This window comes from Mucilaginibacter sp. P25 (assembly GCF_050859465.1).
GTDB classification, from domain to species: domain Bacteria; phylum Bacteroidota; class Bacteroidia; order Sphingobacteriales; family Sphingobacteriaceae; genus Mucilaginibacter; species Mucilaginibacter gossypii.
In genome coordinates this window covers 193491-214229 of record NZ_CP193937.1, presented here as the reverse complement: position 1 = coordinate 214229, position 20739 = coordinate 193491, and the positions used below count along the sequence as shown (strand labels likewise).

Genomic DNA, 20739 nt, shown 5'->3' with positions numbered 1-20739 from the left:
AATTATTGAGTTAATGAATTATTGATTTGTTTTTATCGTTGGCTTATTTAATTCGGCTTTTACCGTCGGTTTTTCGGGTTTTATCTTATTCCCATATCCCACAACCAGTACCGATATTACAATTACCGCTATACCGGCTATTACCGTTGCGAATGCTTTTTTACTTACGCCTTTCCACTCTTTAAGTACCAGGCCCCACGTATTAGCTATCAGGATAATGAAAGCCATGTGCAGGATCCAGGAGCTGGCGCCATTCCCCATTTTGCTTTCGCCCATACCGTAAAAAAGAACTGTAAAAACCAGGTCGTGCCGGCCAGTGCCGCAAACAGGTAGTTTTTAAGGAGGGGTGTTTTTTTATCGGTATAATTATCAAACGTTTTATTGCGGGCATTTAGCACCATACACCATATAAAGTTAGTGGTTAAACCGCCCCATAATATAATAATATAGGTTACATTGTTTGAAAACAGGAAGTTACCTTGTCCCGGATGCGCCGCCTGCCAGATCTGGTTAGCGGTATCGGCCATTGGTTTCCCGGCTTCAATACCGAAGTTGAAACAAGCGCTCAGGATCCCCGAAACTACGGCCACCAGTATACCTAAACCAAAGCGGTAATCTTTATTCTCCTGGGCTATGGTTTTATCGGCCGACAGTTCTTTCTCTTTCATCATACCTGCTTTACCGCATATAATAATGCCCACTACACAAAGCACAATGCCCAATAAAACCATCTGCCCCCATTCGCTGTGCATCATCAGCGTAAAAGTATCTTTCCCCTCTTTCGGGAAAAGGTCATAATACACCGATGGAATTATCGATCCAAAAACTGAGCATAAGCCCAGTATAATGGTGCTACCCAGCGATACTCCCAAGTAACGTACCCCTAATCCATATGTTAAACCACCAATGCCCCACAGCAGTCCCATAAGGTACGTCCAGCCAAGGGTAGCTGTAGCTGTATGGCTTATAATGTCGGCAAAGCCGGGAATAGTAAGCCATGCTGCCAGCGGTGGTACAATGAGCCATGAAAAAATGCCGCCTACTATCCAGTAGCTTTCCCAGGCCCAGCCTTTTATTTTTTTGTAGGGGATGTAAAAACTCCCCGAAGCAAAGCCACCGATAAAATGGAAGATGACCCCTAAAATTACTTGCATATTCTCTGATTGGTTTATATTGGTATGGCTAATGTAGATAATTTAAATGCCTGAACTGTCCTTTGCTGTCATGGATGTAACCGTAATTTCGTCTTAACCGGGATTTTAAGGATTAATGGGATGGACAGGATTTCATAAGCAGTTTTACGCTAAACTGTTAAAGAAATCCCTTAATCCTAAAAATCCCCCCAAATCCCGGTTCTGTTTATTATTTTGGCAATCAAATACATCTCCATGCAGGCATATATTTTAGGTATTGATATTGGCACCGGCAGTACAAAGGCCGTAGCGGTAAGTTTAACGGGTGAACCATTAGGTACAGTATCCAATCATTACCCCATTAATAGCCCCGAACCCGGTTACAGCGAACAGAATCCGCTGTTGATTTGGGACGCTTTTGTAAAATGCCTTGCTGGTATTACTGCTAAATTGGGCGCCGCCCCGCAGGCCGTGAGCCTGAGCAGCGCCATGCATAGTATTATTCCGGTTGATGAGCATGGCGAAGCACTGCTGCCTATGATGACCTGGGCAGATGCGCGGAGCGAGAACATCGCGCAGGCATTGCGTGCAACGGAAAAAGGTGAACGCCTTTATCATAACTGCGGCACTGCGATCCATGCCATGTCGCCCTTAAATAAGTTGCTGTGGCTGCGTGATAATCAAAGTAAGATCTTTGAAGCCGCCCATAAATTCATTTCGATAAAGGAGTTTATCTGGTTCAGGCTTTTTGGTGTTTTTGAGGTTGATTATTCCATTGCGTCGGCTGCGGGAATGTTTAATATTGTAACGAAAGAATGGAATGATGAGGCTCTTACACTCACCGGTATCACGGCTTCAAAATTATCAACCCCGGTTAATACCACTTATTACCGGAACAGTATCAGACCCGAAGTAGCTGTGTTAACCGGGATAAATGCCGGTACCCCGTTTGTTATAGGGGCAAGTGATGGAGCCTGTGCTAATTTAGGCAGCCACACAACCGGCCCGGATGTAGCGGCGCTTACTATAGGCACCAGCGGCGCGGTGCGCATTACCAGCCCGAAGCCGGTTTACAATTACGAAGCCATGGTTTTTAATTACCTGCTTGATGAGCAGACTTATGTATGCGGCGGAGCAGTAAATAACGGAGGTATAGCGGTAAACTGGCTGCTCAAAAACTTTTTGCAAAAGGATAACCTTACCGCTGCTGATTATGACGCTTTATTTAATGAGATAGCAACAATGCCTGCCGGCAGCAACGGGCTTATATTTTTACCCTACCTGTACGGTGAACGCGCCCCGCTCTGGGATACCAAAGCCTGCGGCACCTTTTTTAATATCAAGCCGGCACATACCCGGTCGCACTTTTTACGTGCGGGGCTTGAAGGCATTTGCTTTGCACTGAACGATGTGCTTAAAACATTGGAAGATGCATCGGGCGGGATTATACAAGTTAATATCAGTGGTGGTTTTACCAGCTCGGCAGTATGGACACAGGTACTGGCAGATATCACCGGGAAAAGGCTCGCAGTGCTTCAGTCTGAAGATTCATCGGCGCTCGGCGCTATTTATCTCGCGGCACGGGTATTATATCCTGAAAGTTATGACAAGCTTACCCGTGTTGAACAGCAGGATTTTATCGAACCAAGTGCTAAAAACCATGAGGTTTATAGCAGGATGTTCCCTGTATTTAAAAAGCTGTACGGTGATTTAAAGGACAGCATGCATTTGGTGGATGGATGGGAGTGAAGACTGATTAAAAAAGTCATCATTCCAGCCCCAGCCATTTAACCAATCTCCAGCAACCATATACAAAAAATGGCGCGGCCACTACATCAATAGTATAATGAATATGCTGTATCAACAGTAATACTACCAATACAATTGCACAGGCCAGGGCGATCAGTTTATCTGTTCGCTTTTGCAGGTGGAGGTACACAAGTACCATGGTTGCTGTGTGGCCCGAAAAAAACAGGTCTTTGGTGATAAACGTATGCCCGTAAAACACGCTTGTGCTTGGGTCAATAAGCGGAACAAGGCCCACTGGCGGATTGAGCTTGACCAGGCCGATGGTAATAAACCGGGCAATACATACAAAATTAAGTGTCCAGATATAAGTGATACATATCCTCGGGTTATAAAGCGCCCGCCACATCATCAGCATGCCCATGCTCCAGATGAGTATAAAAATCGGGACTGAAAGATCGTAAGAGGGTAAATGGGCCAATACCCAATCATTAAGTACAACCCCGTCCTGCCTTTTTTCAATATACTTGAAAAAAGACGGTAGCAGGTTAATGATGATGACTATGACCATAGTGGCGCCCAGTAACTTGAGCCTGCTGGCCTGGGTATCATAGGCGCTCTGCCAAAGCTGTTTTATATGATAAATGGAGGCTAAATTCAATCTATGTTTTTTTATAAAGCCTGCAAAAATACAGTTTGCTGGTTAATATTAAGTAATTGTCAGGTATTTGTTAATTTAATAGATGTAGATATGGATAGTGAAAACAAATGCAATTGTGTTGCATTAACTTGTTTATATTTGCGGCATGGATTTTCAAAAGCTTTCACCCCGGTTGGATAATATTGGTATCACTGCTTCAACGCTTTGTGCTATCCATTGTGCGGTAGTGCCTTTGTTGTTTACCAGTTTGCCGTTGGTGGGCCTCGGGTTTTTGGCTAACGCCTGGGTAGAGTGGGGGATGATCATTTTCGCCCTGGTGATAGGAGTGTATTCTATAGGCTTATCTTACCGGCGTACGCATCGCCGTTCAGTTCCACTATTTATGCTTGTATCAGGTTTTGTTATCATCATGGGAGGGCACGCGTTTACAACAACAGGAAAATACGAGGCTATGATAGTTCCTGTTGGGGGCTTGCTGATAGCCGCCGCGCATTATATAAATTATAGGTATACCGGTGCCTGCAATCATGATCATAAAACATATAAACTTGAAAAGGTTGAGTAATGGATAAGCGCCACAGGAAATTCTTTTATGCATTTTTGCTGTTCAACTGCTTTTTGAGTCCGGCTTGTAATCATGAAAAGCATGGTGCCCCGGCTGTATCAAACCGTCATACTAAGCCGATAAAAAATACCGTTATAAAAGCCGGCAACTAATGGCGTATATTATACGTACCATTATTAAATTAGCGGCCTTATAATTATTACCCAATTGATACATGACACAAACCCGCGATATACATCATTTTGAGCACCTGCTTGATAAACATCACCTGAAAAAAACTGCGCCCAGGCTGCGGGTTTTATCTATGATGTCGTCAAGACATTCCGCTACCTCGCAGCCCGACCTGGAGAACCTGATGCATGATATTGACAGGGTTACCCTTTACCGGATCCTTAATGCTTTTGAAGAAAAAGGGATCATCCATAAGATATTTGATTTAAACGGTACGGCTAATTATGCCCTTTGCTCATCAAGTTGTAATGAGCATGATCACCATGATGAACACCTGCATTTTAATTGTACCCAGTGCAAAAATGTGTATTGCCTTAATGATATGAACCTGCCCGCTATAGATCTCCCTGCGGGATTTGAGTCGCATGGCTTTACCCTGTATGCTCATGGCTTATGCCCCAGGTGCAGTAAAAAGGCGGTGAAAAAATGAAATACGTCGCTTTGCCCGGGATGATCATCCTGGTGTTCCTGTTTCAAAATTCATTCGCGCAGCAAAAAGATACTATACCTGCTGTTACAACTTTTAGGTTTAAAACGGTTGTTATTGATGCCGGGCATGGCGGTAAGGATGCCGGGGCACGTGGTTCACATTCGTTTGAGAAAAATGTAACACTGTCCATAGCCCTGAAGCTCAAGGCAGCTCTTGATACGGCCATTACTGATGTTAACGCTATCCTTACCCGTACCGATGATACCTTTATCCCGCTAAACCAGCGCTCGGCTATTGCTAATCAAAACCATGGCAACCTGTTTATTTCCATTCACTGCAATTCATCGCCCGAGGGCACTGCCGCACGTGCACACAAGCAAAAAGGTGTACTGATGCTGGTATACGGTTTCCACCGCCTTAAGGAGCAGGAAGAGGCCGTACGCGAAAATGCTTCTATTTTTCAGGAAAAGGATTACAAGCAGAACTACGAGAGCTATGATGAAAGCGATCCTTCAAACCTGATCGTACTGAATGCTTATATTCAAAAATACCGTAAGCAAAGTATCCGTTTTGGTGATCTGCTTGACGATGAGTTTACCGGGGTAGATGGCCGCGAAAGTAATGGTGTGAAAGAACAGGGGGTATTGGTGCTGGCCCATAGCGCGATGCCTGCTGTATTGATAGAAACCGGTTTCATTAATAACCCCGAAGAGGAGGAGTACCTTAATTCGGACGAAGGGCAGCACGAAATTGTAATGACAATCATCAGGGCACTTCGAAATTACAGGAAGGCAATAGGGGCATAAAAAGCTAAAGCTGAAAGCCCAGCCTTCCGTTACATGGGTTATAGGATTTTCGCCTCAATCCGGCGCTCTGCCCCTCGCTGGTCCGTCGAAATGACGTTTCTTATTAAAATATGTTTAGCTTATAGTTTATTCAACTCATCCATCAGTACCTTGCTGTACTGATTAAAATAGCGCCTTACCCCAAAACCCATAACGGTTTGGATACCGCGGGTGGCGTTGGTTAAAAATACTTCATCGGCCTCGTATAAAATATCAGGATTGATCTGGGCTTCGGTGATATCAATGTTGTTTTCTTTTGCCAGTTTGATCACTACCTGGCGCATTACACCTTCAACGCAGCCCTCGCTTAACGCCGGGGTATATAAATGATTTTGGTAATTGATGAAAATATTGGAACTGCTGGCTTCGCACAGGTTACCGCTTTGGTTCAACAGAAAAACATCATCCAGCTTGTTTTGGGTTTTATACAAACCCGCCATTACATAAATAAGCGAGTTGCATGTTTTAATGTTCGACAGATAGTTGGACGGTTTAGGCAGTTCCGTAAACACATCCATGATCAAGCCCTTCTCATTCAAAAAATACCTGGGCTCTTCGGATGGGGTTAGCTCCAGGCAATAACCCATTTTATTTTGAGTAGGGGTATAAAAGCCTTCGGCATCGCGGTAAACTGTCAGGCGCAGCCTGCCGTGTTTAACTTTATTTCGGCGGGCAAGCTCACTAACTATTTCGTTCAGGAACCAGGTATCCATTTGCGAATAACCATCAATTTTAAGGGCTTTCATGCCCCGCTGTAGCCGGTCGGCATGCAGTTCGGCAAATTTCAATTTCCCTTTCATTAGTCGCATGCTTTCAAACAGGCCATCGCCATATTTAAAGCCCCTGTTACCAATGGTAAGCAATGGTGTGTTTTGAGGGAGATATTCGCCGTTAAAATTGATGAATACGGGCATCATAGGACGGATAGATATTATAATTTAATCGTGTTGTTAATAATTACCGGGTGTTGTTGCTCTTCTATCTAACGTCTGTTATTTCGTATCTGTATCGCTGTACTTTCGCCATTTTGCAAGTACGGCCTCAAAATCAGCCGGCAGCGGCGATTCAAAATGCACCTGCTTTTTTAATGTAGGATGTAAAAAGCCCAGTGTTTGTGCATGCAGGGCTTGCCGTGGCATCAGCTCAAAACAATTTTCAACAAACTGTTTGTACTTGCTGAACATGGTGCCCTTTAAAATTTTATCACCGCCGTAAGTGGCGTCGCTAAACAGGGGGTGACCGATATGCTTCATGTGCGCCCTGATTTGATGGGTACGGCCGGTTTCCAGCTGGCATTCAATCAGGGTAACGTAACCCATTCGCTCTAAAACTTTATAGTGCGTTACAGACCATTTTCCTTTTTCGGGGTCATCATATATCGACATTACCCGCCTGTCGGCAACACTACGGCCAATATAGCCGGTAACGGTGCCGTCTTCCGGTAAATCGCCCCAGGCAAGCGCTATATATTTACGGGTGATGGTATGCTCAAAAAACTGCTTAGCCAACCAGTTCATGGCACGCTCATTTTTGCTGATAAGCAGCAGGCCTGAAGTATCCTTGTCAATGCGGTGTACCAACCCCGGCCTGCCATCGTTGCCCGGTAAGGTTGGCAATTGCTGAAAATGGTAAACCAGCGCATTAACCAGTGTACCCGTATAATTGTTATAACCGGGATGTACCACCATACCGGCTTCTTTGTCAACCACCAATACATCATCATCCTCATAAATAATATTGATGGGGATGTTTTCGGGATATACTTCTGTATCGCGCGGAGGGTGTGGCAGCACTACCGAGATCACATCAAGCGGTTTTACCTTATAGCTTGATTTGATAGGTTTATCGTTCACCAGCACATTGCCCAGCTCAATAGCATTTTGAATACGGTTGCGCGAAGCATTCTCCACGCGGTGCATCAAAAATTTATCAATCCGCAAAAGCGACTGGCCCTTGTCAACCACTACGCGTAAGTGTTCATACAAGTCCTGTTCTTCCTGCTCAATAAGTTCGGGTTCGTGTGCCATTTGAGGCGCAAAAGTAATCGTTTTTTGTGGTAGGTTAAACGTAATATTGCAATAGCATTAACGTCGTATTATTTTATGAACATCGATCTTGAAATTTTTAGCCCGGTACAGCAAATCAACAGCTCATTGTTTGATAGCCACGGCGTAAAAGTTTTCATCAAGCGCGATGATCTCATCCATCCAATGATATCGGGCAATAAATGGCGCAAGCTTAAATATGTGCTTAAACAGGCTCAAGCCGAAGGCAAAACACACCTCGTAACGTTTGGCGGAGCTTATTCAAACCACCTGATGGCTACAGCTGCGGCTGCTGCAAAGTTTGGCTTTAAATCAACGGGTATTGTAAGGGGAGAGGAAGTTGATAATGATACCCTGTTTTTATGCCACCTGCATGGTATGGAACTGCAGTTTACCGATCGTAACAGCTATCGTGATAAACTTGCACTGTTCAATCAGTATTTTGGTAATGATGAACAGGCTTTTTTTATTGACGAAGGGGGGCATCTGCCGAAGGTGCCAAAGGCTGCAGCGAACTGGTTAACGAGTTAACAGAAAGCTATGACTATATCTTTTGCGCCTGCGGTACAGGTACAACAGCGGCAGGTATCATTAACGGATTAAATGGTCATCAGCTTAAAACAAAGTTCAACGCGGTTCCGGTATTTAAAAACGGTGGTTTTATTAAAGAGGAGATAGGCCGGTTCTTAACAGCCCAGACAGATTATAACATACATACCGATTACCACTTTGGAGGCTATGGCAAAGCGAATGACGAGCTTATCAGTTTCATTAAACAATTTGTAGCAACAACAGGGATATTGATAGAACCTGTATACACCGGTAAAATGATGTATGCACTGTATGATTTAATAAGCAAAGGGCATTTTAAACCCGGCAGTAAAATCCTGGCTATTCACAGCGGGGGATTTGGGGATTATTGGGGATGAAAGAAAAGTTTAATCAACACTAATTAATCAACACTAATTACACGAATGAGGTCGAATTTTCGCGAATTGGAATTAAATAGCCCTAATTTCACAAATGCGTCCGAATTTACACGAACCAACTAATTCGTGTAATTCGTTCTAATTGCTCAATAATACGCTAAGCATTCGTGCATAAATTTCAATTCGTGTTTATTGGGATCTCAAAATGGAAGGTTGAGCCTTCGCCGTAAGTGCTTTCAACCCAAAGCCTGCCCTGGTGGCGGTTAACAATTTCCTGGCAAATGTACAGGCCAATTCCTAACCCCGACATGTGAGAGGCGAGGTTCTCAACGCGGTAAAAACGTGAAAACACCCGATCCAGTTGATCGGGCTGGATCCCGATGCCAAAATCCTGCACCGATACCCTGAATTTGTTGTTGATCACAAGGGCTTCGATGATCACTTTATCTGCCTTTGGCGAATATTTAACGGCGTTGGTTACCAGGTTAATGACAACCTGCTCAATACGCTGGCTATCGGCATGGATAATTAATTCCCCGGCAGGTAAATTCAAAAGGAGCTGATGGGAGGGGCCGGTTTGTTGCAGGATCTCCCTCAATTCGGTAAGCAGTTTGATCACATCGAAATCGGTATAAGTAAAAGGCAATTTACCGGTCTGGATTTTGGTAACATCAAGCAAATCCGATATCAGGATGGTTAATTTGCCTACTTGCTCCAATGCCCTGTTGGCCAGTACTTTGCTTTTATCATCCGGTGGGAGGTTACGGGCAATGATTTGCAGGTAACCCTTTAAACTGGTGACCGGTGTTTTTAACTCATGGCTTGCAAGCCCTATAAATTCATCCTTTTTTTCATTAAGCTCTTTAATATTTTCATAAAGCTTGGCGTTATCAAGTGCTACCGCGGCCTGGGCGGCAACAGCCAAAACAAGTTGCTCGTGCTCCCTGGTAAATCTGGCCCGTTGTTCGTGCCCAAAAAATAACCCGCCAATCACCTCGCCCGATTTGCCCCTTACCGGAACCGCGAGGTAGCTTACTACCGGGAGGTGCCCTTTAGGCTGGCCAAAATGTGGTGCATTTTTTCCGTAACGCGGGTCTTTGGTTATATCATCAACCCTTACCGTTCCCTCGCCACTGAAAGTGGGGTGAAAGACTGCCGTATTACGCGGCATACCAAATTTTTCAAATGCCTCACGCGGCGCGCCCGAAAGCGTGAACAGCATATATGATTCGCCCTGCTCATTAACCTGATTGTGAAAAAAGCGCCAAACTGCGCGCCGCAAAGCTGGGTAGTGGCATCGGTAACTTTTTGCAGGATATTTTGAATATCCAACTCGGCCGAAATAACCTGTCCTATGGAGTTTAAGATTTCCAGGCGTTCGGCATATTGTTGTAATCTTTCTTCTGATTTTTTTGCCTGCCTATATCGCGGATTATTTTTGAAGCCCCTATTACCTTATTGCTGTTGTTTCTTATAGGAGATATGGTAAGCGAAATTTGTATTTCCTCGCCGCTTTTTGTTTTACGTATGGTTTCAAAATGTTCTATCCGTTCGTTGGCCCGTATTTTATTAATGATCATTTCTTCTTCATTATAACGGTCTTCCGGTATCAAAACCGTGATATGTTTGCCTATGATCTCATCTTCTGTATAACCAAATAAACGTTGGGCCGCGCCGTTCCAGCTGGTAATTACACCATCAAGGTTTTTACTTACAATGGCATCTTCTGATGATTCAATGATAGAGGCCAGCATCCATTGCTTTGATTCGGTATTTTTTTGTTCTGTAATATCTATCAGGGTATTGGCGGCGCCTGCCAGTTCGCCATTTTCATTAAAACGGGGTTTAGGGTTGGATAATATATAACTTACACTTCCATTAGGACGTTTAATAAGCATTTCCTGCTGCTTTACAGGCTTGCCATATTTTAATACTTTGCCCGTTGGTGTTTCATCGGGAGTTAACAGTATACCATCGGATGTAAATATCTCCCAGTTTACATACCACTTGTCTTTATTAATGTGAGGCGTTTTGCCCCAAAGCGTTACCGCCGCTTTGTTAAATGAGGTTATGTAGCCCTCTTTATCGCAGGTGTAAACTGCAACGGGCAGGTCTTCAAGTAAATCCCAGTCGGTACTATTGATAAATGTTAATTTTGGGACCGGTTTTGAGTTGCTGGCAGATAATGGTTCTTCTCCCATAGTTATAAATATCCCTTTTGGTTGTATCTGCCACTAATTTAGTATTAAAATAATCAACCTATGTCAAATTAATTAAAATGAAAATTTTATCAAGCTACCCCGGTACAATTCAGGTTCGCAGGAGGAGGAATTTGATGTTAACCGGGCGGAAAATGTAAATTTCGGCTGCATTTTTTTATGAATACTGTGGTTGAAGCAGGTGTACCGGTTTTGAGTTTGGTACAAAAAGTAACTTTAAACAATTTAAAGTTACTTTTTTGTCAATCGGTTCAAAAACCGCTTAAATTTTGATTTTAGGCGGTTTTTACTAAATTTGTAATAAACCAAATTAATATGTACAACCTACTTGTTTCTCCGCAGGATGTCCAGGCATCGCTTCAAAAGCATGTACTGGCCGATGGATTCGACCTCACTTTTGATATGGAAAAAAGTAAGGGTGTTTATATTTATGACGCAAAATATAACCGCACACTGCTTGACTTTTTTACCTGCTTTGCTTCGGTGCCTTTGGGCTATAACCATCCCAAAATGCTGAATGATGAAGAGTTTAAGAAAAACCTCATGCTTGCGGCATTAACCAACCCGTCAAATTCAGATATCTACACTACGCAATACGCCCAGTTTGTTGAAACATTTGACAGGATAGGGATCCCCGAATATTTACCGCATGCTTTTTTCATTTCCGGTGGTGCGCTGGCTATCGAAAATGCGCTGAAAGTAGCTATGGACTGGAAAGTGCAGAAAAACTTTGCCAGGGGCTATACTAAGGAAAAAGGTTTTAAAGTATTGCACTTTGAGCATGCTTTTCATGGCCGCTCGGGTTATACCCTGAGCCTTACCAATACCTTGCCTAATAAAACCAAGTGGTTTGCCAAGTTTGACTGGCCGCGGGTATCTGTGCCTTATATGAATTTCCCTTACAGCGATGCCAATCATGAAGACCTGTTAAAGAGAGAGCAATTATCGGTGGCACAAATCAGGAAAGCATTTGAAGATAATAAGGATGATATATGCGCCATAATAATTGAGCCTGTACAATCAGAAGGCGGTGATAACCATGTACGCAAAGAGTTTTTAGAGAAGCTGCGTGAACTTGCTGATGAGTACGAGGCATTGCTGGTTTACGATGAGGTGCAAACGGGAGTTGGTTTAACAGGCAAATTCTGGTGCCATGAACACTTTGGAGAAAAGGCGCGCCCTGATATCATTGCCTTTGGTAAAAAAATGCAGGTTTGCGGCATATTGGCTGGCCGGCGCATTGACGAGGTTGAAGATAATGTATTTAAAGTATCATCGCGCATAAACTCAACCTGGGGGGCAGTTTGGTTGATATGGTACGCTCGTCAAAAATAATGGAGATTATTGAGGAGGATAAGCTTTGCGATAATGCGGCAGTAATGGGAGAGTACCTGCAAAATGGTTTGAGTGAAATTGCCGAACGGCACCCGGTTGTAAGTAATGTGCGGGGGAAAGGGTTGCTTACTGCCTTTGATTTTCCGGACAAAGCAATAAGGGACAGCTTTATTAAAAAAGGTTTTGATAATAATATTATGTACCTTGGCTGCGGCGAAAGGAGTGTGCGTTTCCGCCCCGCGCTGATCATCGAAAAAAGCCACATTGACATAGGCCTTGACATGCTTGAACAGCTTTCGGTCACTTTATAACACAGTAAATAAAGAAAATTAATTCCGGCTACAGCCAAATCCGCTCATGAAACGGATGAAATTAACTAATATTTAATAAGGTAAAATCGGCATCTATTATTTGCAAAAATAGAAAGATATTAATATACGCTACTTTTTTTCCAAAATCCGCTATATTTTTTGTTATTATTCCGATTAGATTTGTTGCAACCCTATTAAAGTAACGTAGTTCTATTTCAAGCACCATGAGCAAACACATAGAGAAATTAAAGAAACAACTGGTTGAAGTTGCCGAGGTTGTAAACTCATTCAAATCTGAAGCCGTGCAGGTTCGTATAATTGACCGTTTACTGGAGGTTATGATCGAATCGGAGAAAGTAGATGCCGAGGGTGTTGAAATGTTTGGTAAAAAAGTAAGGAAATTACGCATTGAAGATGAAGGCGGAGGTGTTTCAGGGCGTAAAAAGCCTGGTGCTACCAAAATACTTAATCAATTGCTGAATACAGATTTCTTTGATAGTCAGCGTTCTATTTCATCAATTGCCAATTACTGTAAAGAACAGTATGACTCTGACTTTAAAACATCTGAACTTTCAGGGATCCTCTTAAAATTAGCTAATGAAAATAAGCTCAGAAGGGAGAGGAGCAATGAAAATAATCGCTTTGAATATATTAAAGCATAAATATCATCATACTTGCTTAAATAAACAGGGAGCCTGATTTTCAGGCTCCCTGTTTATTTAAAGTGGAATTTATTATATATAACTTATAGTTAAGTATAAGTATTATTTAAGGTTAAATAAATTATCTACTCCTAAAATTTTTCTGCTCGTAAAGCCCTCGGCGTATTTAACCTGGATGCTTTTACCAAACTCGCGTGCCCGGCCGGTTACTATTTCAATAAAATTGGATGTTGAAATATAGGTTTGAGGTTCTTCTTCCCAGCTTGGGTTATAAAATTGCGATCCGTAAGCATTAATACTCTCTATCTTTTTATCCCAATGTTCGGTTACATCAATTAATATATCAGGGGTAATATAATTATCCTGTATAAAATGCAGCACCATGTCTGGCCGCCAGGCCTCTTGTGGTGTGCCATCAATATCAAATGTTTCTATTTTGCGAAGGCCCGCTAAAAATGCCGAGGCTTCAACAAGTTCATTTGCCCGGCCATGATCGGGATGGCGGTCATGGTAAGCATTGGTTATTACGATGGAGGGGCGAAATTTGCGGATGGCTTCAATAACCTTTACCTGGTGTTCGCGGGTATTTTCAAAAAAGGCATCGGGCAGGCCAAGGTTTTCACGTACGGCTAAACCTAATATTTCGGCGGCGGCGGCAGCTTCCTGTTTACGGATCTCGGCCGAGCCGCGGGTGCCCAGTTCGCCACGGGTAAGGTCAACAATACCAACTTTGTAGCCAAGGGCTATATGTTTTAAAATTGTACCTGAGCAACCTAATTCAGCATCATCAGGATGTACCGATAAAACTAATATATCTAATTTAAGCATGCGCAAAAGTAATTCATTGGTTAGACGCCGCTGTCAGCAGGCGGTCAATCTTTCGCCTGATTTTTGAGGAGTTTGGTTTGGTGAAAGGGTAGTAAAAATCAACTACATGCCCATTCTTATCAATCAAAAATTTATGAAAATTCCAGCGCGGAACCGACCGCACATTGCCATTCTCCTTTTTATCGGCAAAAAATTGATACAAAGGGTCGGCATAGGGGCCGCGTACCCTTATTTTTTCAAATATGGGATAATTTGCTCCATTGGCTTCACAAAAAACGGCAATAGCCTCACCGTCTAAAGGTTCCTGGCCGCCAAAATCATTTGAAGGGAATGCAAGAATTTCAAAGTCCTTGCCGGCAAGCTCAGTTTTTAAAGCTGCCAATTCTTTTAGCTGAGGTGTAAAACCGCACTGTGATGCCGTGTTTACAATTAAAAGAACTTTGTTTTTATATTCGGAAAGACTGATCTCTTCACCGTTTAACTTTTTAACGTTAAACCGGTAAATGCTTTTGTTATCCATTAAACTAATTGCTGTATGAATTATATCCGGCCTGATTTAATATGGCCTCGATATCCTTCTGTTCTTCAGGGTCGTAGGTTTCTTTGAGATTATGACCAAATATGCTGGCTACCGACTGGAACATGAAAGCCTTAAAGCCGCCTTTTAATTCTTTAACCATAGCAAAGCTGGTTTGCCCGGTTTCGCGGTCAATAAGCTTAATTAAAACTTCGCCCTGACTAATTGTCAGGTTTTTGATCTCTTTATTGAACAGGTTTTTTATTTCACCCTCGCAGGTGCTTACGAGTTCTTTTTGTTTTTTCCTGTCGGCGGTAACGGCAAGGTCGCGTTGTAACTGGCGGTACCTTTGCCCTGCAAAACGTGCGTAAGGCAGTACTTTCATTACATTATAACGCAAACGACGGTAGTTTAGCCTATCGGCCTCGCTCGCAAAAATACGGGTATCTACAATTCTAACCTCCGGCTCAACTATCCATGGCACAAGCTCACCGTCAAGGTTGGTCATCGCTGTTTTGATGGTATCATTTTTGCCAAGAGTTACGGGTGCAGGCGTAGCTGTTTGGGCCTTTGCAGCACCCATTAAGCAACATAACAGCAGCGTAAAACCAATAAATTTCATATTTTTACTTAATACAAAAATAATGTAATTTTTTTTGGTATTTTACTAATACCTGCAATAATATTTATTTGCTGCATGTTTATGATTGAATACCGCTAATACCCCGTACATGAAAGACTTAGTGATAGACCTGGAAGCCGAGAAGAACGAGATACTAAAAAGATACCGTGCTTTGTTGCGTGCCTGTAAATCAACCCTGCAAAAGGGCGATAAACGCATGATACGCAAGGCATTTGATATGGCGCTTGAAAGCCATAAGGATATGCGCCGTAAAAGCGGCGAACCCTATATATATCACCCTATTGCTGTTGCCCAGATAGCCGCCGAAGAAATTGGCCTGGGTACCACCTCAATAGTGTGCGCCCTGCTGCATGATGTGGTTGAAGATACCAACATGACGCTTGATGAAATTGAGATGGAATTTGGTAAAAAGGTGGCCAAAATTATTGACGGCCTTACCAAAATATCAGGCGTATTTGATACCAACAGCTCATTGCAGGCCGAAAACTTCCGTAAAATGCTGCTTACCCTTGCCGACGACGTAAGGGTGATATTGATTAAGCTTGCCGACAGGCTGCATAACATGCGTACCATGGAGTTTATGCCCAGGGACAAGCAGCTTAAGTTATCATCAGAAACGGTTTACCTGTATGCGCCCCTGGCACACCGCCTGGGCTTGTATGCCATAAAATCTGAGCTGGAAGACCTTTCCATGAAATATATGGAACGTGAAACTTACCAGTTCATCAAAAATAAACTGAACGAGAAAAAGGCCGAACGCGAGCGTTTTATCCGTGATTTTATCGAGCCAATAAATAAATCATTACAAAGCCAGGGGCTTGAGGCCGATATATTCGGGCGACCGAAATCTATCCACTCCATCTGGAATAAGATGAAAAAGAAATCGATACCTTTTGAAGAGGTATATGATCTTTTCGCCATCCGGATTATATTGGATAGCGCCCCTGAACATGAAAAGGCTGATTGCTGGAAAGCCTACTCTATAGTAACCGACCAGTACCGTCCAAACCCGGACAGGCTGCGCGACTGGATTTCATCGCCCAAGGCCAACGGTTATGAGTCATTGCATACCACGGTAATGGGCCCTCGGGGGCAGTGGGTTGAAGTACAGATCCGTACCAAGCGCATGAACGAAATTGCCGAAAAAGGTTTTGCTGCACACTGGAAATACAAGGAAGCCAGCACCGACAGCGGCCTTGACCAATGGGTACATAAAGTGCGCGAAATGCTCAAAAATCCCGATACCAACGCGCTCGACTTCATCGATGATTTTAAGATGAACCTCTTCAGCGATGAGATCTTCATTTTTACGCCAAAAGGAGCGCTGATCCAGTTGCCTTTAAATGCTACAGCGCTTGATTTTGCCTTCGAGATCCATACCGACGTAGGCGCAAGCTGTATAGGTGCCAAGGTAAACCATAAGTTGGTGCCGCTAAGCTACAAGCTCCAGAACGGCGACCAGGTAGAGATCATTACCTCGGGCAAACAAACACCTAAGGAAGACTGGCTTAACTTTGTGGTTACCGCTAAGGCTAAGGCTAAAATCAAGTCGGCTTTAAAAGAGGAGAAACGCAAAATTGCCGAGGATGGTAAAGAGATCCTGGAGCGTAAAATGAAATCGCTTAAGATCACTTACAATTCCGAAAACCTGCAAAAGATCAGCTACTTTTTCAAGCTGCAGGCCACTCAGGATCTTTTTTACAATGTTGCCAAGGGCATTATTGATATGAAGGACCTGAAAGAGTACCAGGCATCCGAAAAAGTGATTGATAATAAGCCGCAGGATAAAATTGACCAGGAGCAGGTTCAAAACCTCATCAAAAATATCAAGGCTAAAGACAGCGATATCCTGCTTATTGGCGAGGATATGCAAAAAATAGATTATAAGCTGGCCAATTGTTGTAACCCTATCCCCGGCGATGATGTTTTTGGTTTTGTTACCGTAAGCGACGGTATCAAGATCCACCGTACCAATTGCCCCAATGCGGCTAAGCTCATGGCCAACTACGGCTATAGGATAGTAAAAGCCCGCTGGACAAATCAGCAGGAGCTTGCTTTTCTTACCGGTTTGCGTATTACCGGTATTGATGAGGTAGGGCTGATCAATAAGCTTACCACCGTAATATCAAATGATTTTAAAATAAACATCAGATCTATCACTGTTGATAGTGATAATGGTATATTTGAAGGCTCGCTGATGTTGTATGTGAATGACACCAGTCACCTTGATACCCTGATTAAAAACCTAAAACAAGTAAAAGGCGTAACCGCGGTTAACCGTTTTGATTCGGCAATTGAAAAAGCATCGTGAGGATAGAAGCAGGAAGTCAAGAGTCAAGAAGCAAGAAAGAAGCAGGAAATTAAGAATTATGAGGCAAGACAGAATTCACCAATCTTGATTCTTGACTCTTGACCTCTTGTCTCTCTAATCCATAATTTATTAATAACTTTGCCCCGTTAATACATCATTATGTCACAGCAGGATACCATACCAATGGTTAAAAAAATTTTTGAGGCCTACCTCGAAAATAAAAACCTCAGGAAAACCCCTGAACGTTTTGCTATACTCGAAGAGATATATTCCCGTACAGATCACTTTGATGTGGAGTCGTTGTACATCCACATGAAAAATAAAAAATATCGTGTAAGCCGTGCAACGGTTTACAATACGCTTGAGCTGTTGGTTTCGTGCGATCTGGTCACTAAACACCAGTTTGGTAAAAACATGGCCCAGTTCGAAAAATCATACGGCTACAAACAGCACGACCATATCATTTGCATCGACTGTGGTAAAGTGGTTGAGTTTTGCGATCCGCGCATCCAGCAGATCCAGAGTATGATGGGCGATATATTAAAATTTGACATCAAACACCACTCTTTAAATCTTTATGGTAATTGTGCCAAATTAAGAGAGGGTTTTTGTGACAGAAAAATTTAACTTTGCCCCCTTTCATAACACATATTCTTGAACTTACGATAAATTAATGGCTGTTGACGTATTATTAGGCCTCCAGTGGGGCGATGAAGGAAAAGGAAAAATTGTTGATGTGCTTAGCGCAGGTTACGACCTGATTGCACGTTTCCAGGGCGGACCAAATGCAGGTCATACTTTAGAGTTTGACGGTAAAAAGTTTGTTTTAAACACCATTCCTTCAGGTATATTTTTTGAAAACACCATGAACCTTATTGGTAATGGTGTGGTGATTGATCCTATCACCCTGAAAAAAGAACTGGATAAATTAAAAGATGCGGGGCATGACCTGTTGGCCAAAAAGAATCTTTTAATTGCTAAAAAAGCACACCTGATATTACCAACTCACCAGTTGCTTGATGCCGCTAATGAAAAAAAGATGGGTGAAGGCAAAATTGGTTCAACTTTAAAAGGTATTGGTCCAACTTATATGGATAAAACCGGTCGTAACGGTTTACGTATTGGTGATATCACCCTGCCCGATTTTAAGGAGCGTTATCAGAAGCTGGTTGATAAACACGTATCAATGCTGCAGCAGCTTTACGGCGAGGTAGCAGATTTTTCAGAACGCGAAACATTGTTTTTTGAAGCTCTCGATGTTTTACGCCAATTCCCGCTTGTTGATTCTGAACATTTGGTTAACAACTATATTAAAGAAGGCAAAAAAGTTTTAGCAGAAGGTGCTCAGGGCGCTATGCTTGATATTGATTTTGGTTCATATCCGTTTGTAACTTCATCAAATACTACCGCTGCCGGCGCTTGCACAGGTTTAGGTATTGCCCCACAGCAAATTGGCGAAGTAATAGGTATTTTCAAAGCTTATTGCACCCGTGTAGGTGGCGGTCCGTTCCCAACCGAACTGGAAAACGAAACAGGTGAGGAACTACGCAAAGTAGGCCATGAGTTTGGTGCTACTACAGGCAGGCCACGTCGTACCGGCTGGATCGATCTTCCTGCTTTAAAATACGCTATTATGCTTAATGGCGTTACTCAACTGGTAATGACCAAGGCTGATGTATTAAGCGGTTTCGATAAAATTTATGCTGCTACTCATTATAACTACCTGGGCGAGCAGATTGATTATATGCCTTACGATATTTGCTCAGTTAAACCAGAGCCGGTTTACAAGGAAATTAATGGCTGGAACGAAGACTTGACTGGTATTACCGAACTGTCTGAGATCCCGGCTAAGCTGCAATCATACATTGATTATCTTGAGGCCGAACTTGGCGTACCAGTGAAATATTTATCTGTAGGTCCGGACAGGAAGCAGACTTTAACATTACATTAATAGGTTATCCCCTATATTAATTAGGGTTAATAATAAGAATAAAAGGCCGGGCATCCCGGCCTTTTTCATTTACTTGGTTATTTTTGCAGGGTGATAGTACAGGTTAATGATCTGCCGGGATTCAGAATAAAGGCGTTGCAATGGGCTGCAACTTTTGACACACTGTGTTATCTTGATTCGAACGGATTTAATGATCCCTATTCCAAATTTGATACGCTGATAGCGGTCGGCTCCCGTACCTCTCTGAATGCTAACGCCGGTAATGCTTTTGATAAGCTTGATGAGTTCAGGAAAAGTAACCCCGGATGGATGACGGGTTTCCTGGGCTATGACCTCAAAAATGAAATTGAAGCGCTTACATCCACCAATCCCGATGGTTTAGAATTTCCAGACCTGTATTTCTTTGTTCCTCAGCATCTGATTTTGATAAGGGGGAGGAGGCTGAAATTATTTCAGATAATCCCGAACTTGTCGTAAGATCAATCATTGAGCAGGGTTTAATTGAACCTGTACAGCAGGCTAATATCAACCTATCCCCACGCTTCAGCAGGCAGGAATACATTGACACGGTAAACAAAATAAAAGAGCACATTACCCAGGGCGATATTTATGTCACTAACTTTTGCCAGGAATTTTTTGCAGAGGATGTACTTCTTGATCCGCTGGAGATTTTTACGAGACTGAACGAAGTTTCGCCCAATCCGTTCTCCACTTTTTTTAAATGGAATGGGAATTATATTCTCGGCGCCTCGCCCGAACGATTTTTGGCTAAACGGGGAAGTAAACTCATTTCGCAACCCATAAAAGGTACGGCTAAAAGGATGGATGATATTGAAGCCGATGAACAGGCTAAACAGAGCCTGCGCAGCCATCCCAAAGAACTGCAGGAAAACGTAATGGTTGTTGACCTGGTAAGAAATGATTTAACCAGATCGGCTAAACCCGGCACGGTTAAAACCGAAGAACTTTTTGGTATCTACAGCTTTAAGCAGGTGCACCAGATGATCTCTACGGTGGTTTGTGAAATAAAGGACAGCCTTTTAAACGTACAGGCCATCAAAAACACTTTCCCGATGGGCAGCATGACAGGTGCCCCGAAAGTTAGCTGTATGCAGTTAATGGAGCGATATGAGCGCAGTAAGCGTGGCGTATACTCAGGTGCAATAGGCTATTTCAGTCCGGATGATGATTTTGATTTTAACGTAGTGATCCGTTCATTGCTTTATAATTCCTCCAATAAATACCTTTCGTTTCACGCAGGTGGAGCTATAACTTATCACGCTATCGCCGAAAATGAATATGAAGAATGTTTGTTGAAGGCGCAGGCGGTTATGGAAGTTTTGGGCGGGGAGTGAAAAATCCAGAAAAATGAAAATA

22 protein-coding genes and 1 pseudogene are annotated in these 20739 nt (G+C 42.9%); 14 read left to right on the top strand and 9 right to left on the bottom strand.

The window, feature by feature from the left end; all coding sequences use genetic code 11:
* Positions 1–18: 18 nt before the first annotated feature.
* Positions 19–1154: pseudogene (rhaT, locus tag ACRQ5D_RS01035) on the bottom strand (L-rhamnose/proton symporter RhaT).
* 213 nt (positions 1155–1367) lie between these two features.
* Here rhaT and ACRQ5D_RS01030 point away from each other — a divergent pair.
* On the top strand, positions 1368–2882 hold the full coding sequence (locus ACRQ5D_RS01030; protein ID WP_256337557.1) for a gluconokinase: 1515 nt from the start codon (positions 1368–1370) through the stop codon (positions 2880–2882).
* A 19-nt stretch (positions 2883–2901) separates the two neighbouring features.
* On the opposite strand, the gene ACRQ5D_RS01025 is transcribed toward ACRQ5D_RS01030, so the two are convergent.
* On the bottom strand, positions 2902–3540 hold the full coding sequence (locus ACRQ5D_RS01025; protein ID WP_256337555.1) for a sphingomyelin synthase family protein: 639 nt from the start codon (positions 3538–3540) through the stop codon (positions 2902–2904).
* Positions 3541–3685: 145 nt separating this feature from the next.
* Between ACRQ5D_RS01025 and ACRQ5D_RS01020 the strand changes: the two genes are divergently transcribed.
* The 3 genes from ACRQ5D_RS01020 (at position 3686) to ACRQ5D_RS01010 (ending at position 5572) form a co-directional block, all read left to right on the top strand.
* Positions 3686–4105: a MerC domain-containing protein gene (locus tag ACRQ5D_RS01020; protein WP_091175313.1), complete on the top strand. Its 420-nt coding sequence runs from the start codon at positions 3686–3688 to the stop codon at positions 4103–4105.
* 214 nt (positions 4106–4319) lie between these two features.
* The gene (locus ACRQ5D_RS01015; RefSeq protein WP_091175311.1) at positions 4320–4766 is read left to right on the top strand and encodes a Fur family transcriptional regulator; all 447 of its coding nucleotides are present in this window, start codon (positions 4320–4322) and stop codon (positions 4764–4766) included.
* Positions 4763–5572: an N-acetylmuramoyl-L-alanine amidase family protein gene (locus ACRQ5D_RS01010; protein WP_091175307.1), complete on the top strand. Its 810-nt coding sequence runs from the start codon at positions 4763–4765 to the stop codon at positions 5570–5572. The genes ACRQ5D_RS01015 and ACRQ5D_RS01010 overlap by 4 nt, the downstream gene beginning before the upstream one ends.
* A gap of 119 nt (positions 5573–5691) precedes the next feature.
* On the opposite strand, the gene ACRQ5D_RS01005 is transcribed toward ACRQ5D_RS01010, so the two are convergent.
* A complete protein-coding gene (locus ACRQ5D_RS01005) occupies positions 5692–6528 on the bottom strand; it encodes an aminotransferase class IV (protein WP_091175305.1) in 837 nt (278 codons plus the stop codon).
* A gap of 75 nt (positions 6529–6603) precedes the next feature.
* Positions 6604–7638, bottom strand: a complete 1035-nt coding sequence (locus tag ACRQ5D_RS01000) for an RluA family pseudouridine synthase (protein WP_091175303.1) — start codon at positions 7636–7638, stop codon at positions 6604–6606.
* Between the two features lie 75 nt (positions 7639–7713).
* Between ACRQ5D_RS01000 and ACRQ5D_RS00995 the strand changes: the two genes are divergently transcribed.
* Entirely contained in the window at positions 7714–8187 is a 474-nt protein-coding gene (locus ACRQ5D_RS00995; protein WP_432328346.1) for a pyridoxal-phosphate dependent enzyme, read from the top strand.
* Complete coding sequence (locus tag ACRQ5D_RS00990) at positions 8172–8585, top strand: 1-aminocyclopropane-1-carboxylate deaminase/D-cysteine desulfhydrase (RefSeq protein ID WP_432329678.1); 414 nt, start codon at positions 8172–8174, stop codon at positions 8583–8585. Before ACRQ5D_RS00995 ends, ACRQ5D_RS00990 begins: the two co-directional genes overlap by 16 nt.
* 178 nt (positions 8586–8763) lie before the next feature.
* On the opposite strand, the gene ACRQ5D_RS00985 is transcribed toward ACRQ5D_RS00990, so the two are convergent.
* Complete coding sequence (locus tag ACRQ5D_RS00985; protein WP_432328344.1) at positions 8764–9867, bottom strand: ATP-binding protein; 1104 nt, start codon at positions 9865–9867, stop codon at positions 8764–8766.
* A 79-nt stretch (positions 9868–9946) separates the two neighbouring features.
* A complete protein-coding gene (locus ACRQ5D_RS00980) occupies positions 9947–10786 on the bottom strand; it encodes a PAS domain-containing protein (protein ID WP_432328342.1) in 840 nt (279 codons plus the stop codon).
* A gap of 333 nt (positions 10787–11119) precedes the next feature.
* Between ACRQ5D_RS00980 and ACRQ5D_RS00975 the strand changes: the two genes are divergently transcribed.
* The 3 genes from ACRQ5D_RS00975 (at position 11120) to ACRQ5D_RS00965 (ending at position 13112) form a co-directional block, all read left to right on the top strand.
* Positions 11120–12139 (top strand): aminotransferase class III-fold pyridoxal phosphate-dependent enzyme, encoded by a 1020-nt coding sequence (locus ACRQ5D_RS00975; protein ID WP_431198966.1) that lies wholly within the window; start codon positions 11120–11122, stop codon positions 12137–12139.
* Positions 12139–12450 carry an aminotransferase class III-fold pyridoxal phosphate-dependent enzyme gene (locus tag ACRQ5D_RS00970; RefSeq protein ID WP_431198965.1) on the top strand — a complete coding sequence of 104 codons (312 nt, stop codon included), beginning with the start codon at positions 12139–12141 and terminating at the stop codon, positions 12448–12450. Before ACRQ5D_RS00975 ends, ACRQ5D_RS00970 begins: the two co-directional genes overlap by 1 nt.
* Positions 12451–12674: 224 nt before the next feature.
* Entirely contained in the window at positions 12675–13112 is a 438-nt protein-coding gene (locus tag ACRQ5D_RS00965) for a hypothetical protein (RefSeq protein ID WP_091175294.1), read from the top strand.
* 102 nt (positions 13113–13214) lie between these two features.
* Here the strand turns inward: ACRQ5D_RS00965 and bshB1 are convergent, their stop codons facing one another.
* Genes bshB1 through ACRQ5D_RS00950 form a run of 3 tightly spaced genes read right to left on the bottom strand, consistent with a single transcriptional unit; the run spans position 13215 to position 15079 of the window.
* Complete coding sequence (bshB1, locus tag ACRQ5D_RS00960; protein WP_091175290.1) at positions 13215–13940, bottom strand: bacillithiol biosynthesis deacetylase BshB1; 726 nt, start codon at positions 13938–13940, stop codon at positions 13215–13217.
* Between the two features lie 13 nt (positions 13941–13953).
* On the bottom strand, positions 13954–14460 hold the full coding sequence (locus ACRQ5D_RS00955) for a glutathione peroxidase (RefSeq protein ID WP_091175288.1): 507 nt from the start codon (positions 14458–14460) through the stop codon (positions 13954–13956).
* Positions 14461–14464: 4 nt separating this feature from the next.
* A complete protein-coding gene (locus ACRQ5D_RS00950; RefSeq protein ID WP_091175285.1) occupies positions 14465–15079 on the bottom strand; it encodes a DUF4294 domain-containing protein in 615 nt (204 codons plus the stop codon).
* A gap of 109 nt (positions 15080–15188) precedes the next feature.
* On the opposite strand from ACRQ5D_RS00950, the gene ACRQ5D_RS00945 reads away from it, so the two are divergent.
* The 5 genes from ACRQ5D_RS00945 to ACRQ5D_RS00925 all read left to right on the top strand — a co-directional run bounded on the left by ACRQ5D_RS00945 (position 15189) and on the right by ACRQ5D_RS00925 (position 20717).
* The gene (locus ACRQ5D_RS00945) at positions 15189–17411 is read left to right on the top strand and encodes a RelA/SpoT family protein (RefSeq protein WP_090529622.1); all 2223 of its coding nucleotides are present in this window, start codon (positions 15189–15191) and stop codon (positions 17409–17411) included.
* A gap of 159 nt (positions 17412–17570) precedes the next feature.
* On the top strand, positions 17571–18038 hold the full coding sequence (locus tag ACRQ5D_RS00940) for a Fur family transcriptional regulator (protein WP_091175283.1): 468 nt from the start codon (positions 17571–17573) through the stop codon (positions 18036–18038).
* A gap of 46 nt (positions 18039–18084) precedes the next feature.
* Positions 18085–19362, top strand: a complete 1278-nt coding sequence (locus ACRQ5D_RS00935) for an adenylosuccinate synthase (RefSeq protein ID WP_091175280.1) — start codon at positions 18085–18087, stop codon at positions 19360–19362.
* Positions 19363–19452: 90 nt separating this feature from the next.
* On the top strand, positions 19453–19839 hold the full coding sequence (locus ACRQ5D_RS00930; RefSeq protein WP_431198960.1) for a hypothetical protein: 387 nt from the start codon (positions 19453–19455) through the stop codon (positions 19837–19839).
* Entirely contained in the window at positions 19722–20717 is a 996-nt protein-coding gene (locus ACRQ5D_RS00925; RefSeq protein WP_431200922.1) for an anthranilate synthase component I family protein, read from the top strand. Before ACRQ5D_RS00930 ends, ACRQ5D_RS00925 begins: the two co-directional genes overlap by 118 nt.
* Positions 20718–20739: the final 22 nt, after the last annotated feature.